4 protein-coding genes and 1 pseudogene are annotated in these 6,101 nt (G+C 48.1%); 4 read left to right on the forward strand and 1 reads right to left on the reverse strand.

Features of this window, described 5'->3' with window-relative positions:
• From JF818_RS03985 to JF818_RS04000, 4 genes and pseudogenes are all read left to right on the forward strand, one after another.
• Positions 1-408, forward strand: a pseudogene (locus tag JF818_RS03985) (metallophosphoesterase); the annotation flags it as partial.
• An 11-nt stretch (positions 409-419) separates the two neighbouring features.
• Positions 420-1,460 carry a DUF2804 domain-containing protein gene (locus JF818_RS03990; RefSeq protein ID WP_198890686.1) on the forward strand — a complete coding sequence of 347 codons (1,041 nt, stop codon included), beginning with the start codon at positions 420-422 and terminating at the stop codon, positions 1,458-1,460.
• A gap of 130 nt (positions 1,461-1,590) precedes the next feature.
• The gene (locus JF818_RS03995; RefSeq protein ID WP_198890687.1) at positions 1,591-3,462 is read left to right on the forward strand and encodes a DEAD/DEAH box helicase; all 1,872 of its coding nucleotides are present in this window, start codon (positions 1,591-1,593) and stop codon (positions 3,460-3,462) included.
• Between the two features lie 87 nt (positions 3,463-3,549).
• Positions 3,550-5,955: an RND family transporter gene (locus tag JF818_RS04000; protein WP_198890688.1), complete on the forward strand. Its 2,406-nt coding sequence runs from the start codon at positions 3,550-3,552 to the stop codon at positions 5,953-5,955.
• Here the strand turns inward: JF818_RS04000 and JF818_RS16320 are convergent.
• On the reverse strand, positions 5,869-6,101 hold a 233-nt coding region (locus JF818_RS16320; protein WP_233065974.1), incomplete at its 5' end, for a hypothetical protein. The two genes, JF818_RS04000 and JF818_RS16320, sit on opposite strands and share 87 nt — an antisense overlap.

The raw sequence follows: 6,101 nt of genomic DNA on the forward strand, positions 1-6,101 counted from the left end.
ATCTATCCCTCCCAGATAGCGTGGTACCGTTGGGTAGAAGATGGGCTGGGAGAGATCCCCTTATATGCCTTCACCCATATTCCTTTACCCGAATTCTCATTGCTTTGGGAGAGTGGAACAGCAAAGGGGGTAAAACTTGATAAGATTGTCAATGTACCTCTGGAAAATAGTGGCCTATTTGCTGCCATGCAGGAGAGAGGAAACACGGTGGCTGTTTTCAGTGGCCATGACCATTTGAATGATTTTCATGGAGTTTGGGAATCCATAGACTTACACTATGGCAGAAGTGCAAGCTATGGATCCTATGGATCAAAAGACCACGTAAAAGGAGTGAAAACCATCACGCTCTACGCTGATGATACGCCCTATATGGTCCAGACCTATACCGTGGACCAGTGGGGACTGTAGGAGGAACAGTAATGGATCACGAGGTAACACAGAAGCAGGACCTGCTGAACAAGAAGGGACATATCAAGGAAGAAGGTTGGGCTCGCCATCCGCTTTGGCGATACGACCGTTCAGCCATAAAGGGTGGTCGTCTCAGGATCAAGGAGTGGGATTACTACGCAGTTATCAATACAGAGAAACGCTATGCAGTAACTGCTACGATCAGTGACCTAGGGTATGCAGCGCTCTTTGCTATCAGCTATATAGATTTTGATCGAAAAGCTGTAAGTCAGACTGATGCAATCCGCTTTTTTTCTCTTGGAAAGATTGGCCTGAGTGCTTCCAGTACTGAGGACAACCAAGTTTCCTGGTCAAACACCAACCTACGACTTGCATTTATCAAGAAGGGAACACAGCGGCATTTGATGGTTGCATGCCCTTCCCTTGTGCTTCCTGACGGAAGTGTAGGTCTCGACTTTGACATAGTCCTCACCCAAGAACCGGAGTCAGAGAGCCTGAATATTGCAACCAGCTGGAGTGAACAGCGTAAGGCATTCTATCTCAACGAGAAAGTCAATTGCCTCCCTGCAAAAGGGAATATCCGAAGGGGTATGGAAAGTGAGGAATTACTTAGAGGTGAGGCATGGGGGGTTCTTGACTGGGGACGTGGTCGATGGACCTATACAAACACCTGGTACTGGGCGAGTGCCTCTGCCTTGGTGGAAAATGTCCCCTTCGGCTTGAACCTTGGCTATGGGTTTTCTGATAGAAGCACAGCGAGTGAGAATGCCATATTCTATAATGGCAAGATACATAAGCTCGGCACGGTCGAATTTGTATTCTCAAGGGAAGACCTAAACAAGGCGTGGAGAATCAAGGATGACCAAGGGAGGCTCAACATGGTATTCACTCCGGTGGTTGACCGCTCCAGCAATACCAATTTTGTGGTGATTCAATCCAAGCAACATCAGCTGTTCGGGTATTTTAGCGGGACCTGTATTCTTGATGATGGCTCTGAGATTGCTATCAAGGAGGTCCCTGGGTTTGCAGAAGAGGTCTACAATCGCTGGTAGGGCTTTTTCCATAATTCGGATGTGTATGTCTTGCAAGAACTTGTTCATTTGTATAAACTGGGGAAGTTGTATTGCATGTCTCGGTATTTAACCGATAATCCACTCATACATTAACATTATCAGGAGTTCCATGTCAGAGTTATTAAGCTTTGCGGACCTAGGACTGTCCGCTCAAACCATTGCCGCCGTCAAATCCAAGGGATTTGAAGAACCAACTAAGATCCAAGCAGCGTGTATTCCATTGCTTCTCAAGGACCAGGTTGATGTCATCGGCCAGGCACAAACCGGAACAGGCAAAACTGCCGCTTTCGGTCTCCCCATTCTAGAAATCGTAGACCCTTCTGTAAGGCAGGTCCAGGCACTTATCCTCGCTCCTACGAGAGAGTTGGCTGTTCAGGTTGCCGAAGAGATTAATTCTCTGAAGGGAGATCGTCATTTGGAAATCGCCGCAGTCTATGGAGGAGCCTCCATGGACTTACAGCTCAGAAAGCTACGCCGAGGTGTCCACGTAGTTGTCGGTACCCCCGGTCGTATCCTCGATCACCTCAGAAGAGGTTCCCTCAAGCTGGATCAGCTGAAGTTCGTTGTTTTGGACGAAGCTGATGAGATGCTTGATATGGGATTTGTCGAGGATATTGAGGAAGTATTGAAGCAGACTCCGGAAAACAAGCGGATGCTCTGTTTCTCTGCTACCATGCCCGCCCCTATCCAACGTCTTGCTGGGAGGTTCATGCATGAGCCTCAAATGGTGAAGATCAAGCAGGAGACCCCAACCAGCGATCTCACCGACCAGATTTACGTTGAGGTAAGAGAGTCGGACAAGTTCGAAGCATTGACCCGTATTATCGATATGGAAGAGAGCTTCTACGGAATTGTCTTCTGCAGGACCAAGGTCCAATGTGATGAAATCGGCCGAAAGCTGATGGATCGCGGGTATGACGCTGAACCATTGCATGGCGACCTCTCCCAGAAACAGAGAGAAAACATCCTGCACAAAATGCGGGACAGATCGATCAGTATCATCGTCGCCACTGATGTGGCTGCCCGTGGTATCGACATCTCTGACCTCACCCATGTTATCAACTTCTCTCTCCCTGAAGATCCGGAAGCTTACATCCACCGTATCGGAAGAACAGGTAGAGCAGGAAAGAGTGGTATTGCCATCACCTTTGTAGGGCCCAGGGAGTTCAGACGGTTCAGCTTCATCCAGAAGGTATCAAAATCAGAAATTCGACGTGAGTCAGTACCTGATGCAAATGATATCATTGAGACCAAGCGAACAAGAATCATCAGTCAGCTCTCTGCCATTGCTACGGAAGAAGGACAGGAAAGTCCTTTCCTTACCATTGCAGAACAGCTCTTGGAGGATAAGCGTCCTGAGGAAGTGGTAGCTTCCTTGCTTGACCACTTCTACAAGGATGAATTGGATGTATCGAAGTATCAACACATCTCTTCAGGAAGGAATGAACGCGGTCCAAGGGAACAGCGTAGTGAAGATAATGGTTTCACCCGTCTCTTTATCGCTCGCGGTAGAAAAGATGGTCTGGACAAGCGTAGGCTCGTTGATTATTTGATTGAACAGGTTGGAGCTGAGGACCGTGACATCCAGAATGTAACGGTCAGGGATGATTTCTCCTTCGTCAGTGCTCCACTGCAGGTTGCGGAGCGTATCTTGCAGACGTTCAGCTCTGTGGGTTCAGAAGGCAAGCCGATCATCACCCGAGCGAAACCGGACAACCCGAATGGGAAGCACCTCTCCGGAAGAAGAGGCGACCGCTATGATGATCGTCCCAGTTCTCCTGATCGAAGAAGCTCCGGCAGACGTCCTCGCAGAAGCAATGATGATTATCAGCCGTATGGAAGGGATTCCTACGGCGGCGGTGATGATTATTACTCCCGACCTAGTAATTTCCAGGATGACCGCTCTGGCCGTTCCCATGGGAAATACAGTGCACCTAAAGGGAAAAAAGGCTCCCGCCCTAAGAAGCGGTACCGAGACTAATTAATATACACCCACTTGTACTTCCAAGTGGGTGTTTCACCTGTTCTTCCATGCTATACTGGTAGGCCGAATTGAGTTTGGAGTGGTATGAAATTCGATTTTCTTTCCTTTGTTGGCAAGCATAGCAAAATCACCTTGGCTCTCGTTCTCTTGGTGACCGTATTTTTCGGCTATCATGCAGCCCATTTGCAGCTTGATGCTGATTACGTCACCTTAATGAATGAAAGCAAAACCCCCTCCTTGTATCAAGGAGGAGAAGGCCCGTACGTTCCTCCCGTGCAGGGTTCTCTCATTGAAGATACGGATATCCCTGAAACCATGCAGCTTGAGACTGACATGCTTGGGAATCATCTCATCGCTGATATTTCCGCAGGCACTCCAGAGGAAGAACCACCCTATACAACGACCTATCTTGTGTTGGTGGAGAGCGAGAGGCTGTTCGAAGCGGAGACGCTTACTATCATCAGCAACACAATGGAGCAATTGGATGCCACCGAGTACCTGGGAAACAAGTTCTCTGTGCTCGATTTCGTGACATTGGAGAAGAAGGGCACCAGACTCATGAGTGTCCCCTTCGCATCCAAGGATGAGTGGGATGAGGCCGATGCCCAAATACTTAGACAGAGAATAGAAAAGGATCCCATCGTAAAGAACTATCTGGTCAGCGATGATCTAAGCGGGATGCTGTTTTCCTTTGATTCAATGGCACTCACACCAGAACAGGAGAGAGAGCTATCGGCAATGCTGGATCCCCTGCGAGAGGAAGGGATGGCAGTACATATCAATGGTGGAGCGGTTATCACCAACCTCTTGATCAAGTACCTCAGCAGGGACCTCAGCATTCTTCTCACACTCTGCTTTATCGCAATCCTTATTGTGTATTACCTGAGTTTTAGGGCAAAGCGAAGTGTATTGCTCCCCTTCTCCATGTCGGTCATCGGTATCATCTGGACCTTTGGTACCATGCGACTACTTGGATATTCACTCACCATCGTCAATATCGTGACTCCTTGTATGGTACTTAACCTTGGCTCTTCCTATGCCATTCACGTCATCGGAGAATATTATACTGACTATGTGAAGGGAATGAACTCCATTGAATCCACCAAGAAAATTCTCAGGACCATCTTCTTCGCCTGTCTGACGACGGTTATCGGTTTTCTCAGCCTGCTATTCTCCCAGACCCCTGCACTCAGGGAGTTTGGAATCGCAGTTGGCATCGGCGTAACTTACTGTGCAATCCTTGCTTCCACCTATCTTCCAGCTCAGCTCAGTTTGGTTGTCCCTCCCAAGAAGGCACAGATTAGAACGTACAAGAAAGGATATCTCGCACAACTCGTAGTGGTGATCGACAACCTCGTCAAGAAAAGATACGTCCTCTTTTTTCTTCTCTGGCTTGTGGTTATCGCTGGCTATGGGCTTACCAAGGACCATATCTCTGTAAACACCAATTACATGTCCTACTTACCCAAAAAGGACACATTCGCCCAGAGCTCACGTCACTTTGCCCAGAAGATGGGGGGAGACACTCCCTATATCATCACCATAGAAGCACCTGAGGGTACAGAGCAGTTCTTCCTCCAAAGCGAAAACCTGTCCCAGGTATATGCTTTTGAACAGGCTATTCGGTCAGAACTACCTGATGTTAGGCAGATTCTCTCATTTGCAAGCTATGTAAGCTTTGCCAATGAGGTGTACAGTGGGGAAGAAGGCATCCCCTCCTCCAGAGGGTTACTGAACCTCATCAATCGCATGATCATCCTGATGAGCAACCAGAATGATGATAATTTGGGAGCTATACTCAACCCCGAAGGAACCAAACTTACCATCTTCCTACAGAACTATGACTCTGTGGACAAGGATCTCATGACCATTTCCAGTTCCACCCGTATTGAAGAGGGCGTAAAGCGTTTGCTTCCGCTTCTGCCTAACGGCACTCAGGTGACCCTGGGAGGAGAACCACACAAGGTGATTCACTTCTCCTCTACCTTGCTCTCAGACCAGAGCAAGAGCACCTATGCCAGTTACATATTGGTATTTCTTGTGGTTCTGTTGGCCTTCAAATCACTCTCCCTGGCTTTTTATGCACTTATTCCTATTCTCACAGGGGTTATGGCAAACTACGTCTTCATGTACTTCTTCAATATCCCGTTCGACATGATCACGGTAAGTTTTGCAGCTGTGGCAGTAGGGGCGGGAATCGATGATGCAATCCACTTCCTCATACGATACAAGAACAAGCTTGCTGAAGGAAAAATGTCGATTGAGGTGATGTTGTCTGAGACAATCAAGGAGACAGGGCGGCCCATCATCCTCACTACCCTGTCCATTGTTGCTGGAATGATGATGTTCCTCTTTGCCAGCTATACCCCGGTACGTTACTTCGGAAGCCTGATGAGTATTGCCCTACTCAACTGCATGCTTGCCACCTTGGTGGTTATGCCCTCGGTTATTACGCTTACCACACGTATCAAGCGTCGTCTCGCACACTGAGACCAAGGAATTTGCCCAGCAGGCAAGTGAGAAACGCTCACTTGCCTGTTTTGATTTCTCTCCCATTTCCTTTCTTTTCTGCTTGTCAGAAACCATGACAGCAAGTGCGTTTACAAACGAATGACTCTCATCACAGATATATCCAC

Source organism: Sphaerochaeta sp. S2, from assembly GCF_016406725.1.
Taxonomy (GTDB): domain Bacteria; phylum Spirochaetota; class Spirochaetia; order Sphaerochaetales; family Sphaerochaetaceae; genus Sphaerochaeta.